The 696-nt window shown below is 60.6% G+C and carries 1 protein-coding gene; it reads left to right on the top strand.

The genetic code is table 11. The annotated features are described in order from the left end of the window. The coding region (locus B2A78_RS25440) for a hypothetical protein (protein WP_205780913.1) at positions 1-259 on the top strand (259 nt) is incomplete at its 5' end. Between the last annotated feature and the right edge of the window lie 437 nt (positions 260-696).

The raw sequence follows: 696 nt of genomic DNA, 5'->3' as shown, positions 1-696 counted from the left end.
CGACAGCCGTGCCCTGGACATCAACGACGCCGGACAGGTGGTGGGAGACTCCAGGACTGCCAGCGGCAAGTGGCATGCTTTCGTTACGATAGACGGCGTCATGACCGATCTCAACGCGCTGCTCGATCCGGCGGACGCCGCTGTTTGGACGCTTACCTCTGCAATCGCGATCAACGATGCCGGCCAAATCGCGGCCCAGGCCGAGATCAACGGCCAACACCGCGCCGTGCTGCTCACCCGAGTGCCTCGCCGCTTTTAAGGAAACCTTATGCGACTCCGGGTTAATGAAAGGAGGCGATTGTGGCGACGTGTAAGTGTTCGGCGGCCCGCGTTCGATCCAATCGCAAACGTCACTTTAGTCGCGACCTTCATGCATCCGCCACGCCTACGTACGCCGCTTCGCTCAGCACTCCGGCAGGGCTCCCGCAAATGACTTGACGCCGTGTCGGTTACGCTTCCCGTGCGCCTTCCCGGTGCCAATCCCCGCCGCGATATTGATGGGCAGCGCCCAGCTGGGTTGGGTCGGTCTGAGCCGGGGGAAGGATTCGGATTTGGCCCGCAGCTGATTGATGCGTTATTCCATTCGGCATTCGAGTGAACATTAATCGTAGGGTGGGTTAGCGCAGCGTAACCCACCGATTCGAGGTCGCTCGGTGGGTTACGGCCTCGCGGCCTAACCCACCCTACAAAAATTAA

Origin of the sequence: Methylocaldum sp. 14B (genome assembly GCF_002005105.1) — a bacterium.
GTDB lineage: Bacteria > Pseudomonadota > Gammaproteobacteria > Methylococcales > Methylococcaceae > Methylocaldum.
The sequence above is the reverse complement of the archived record's forward strand: the minus strand, read 5'-3'. Positions and strand labels throughout refer to the sequence as shown.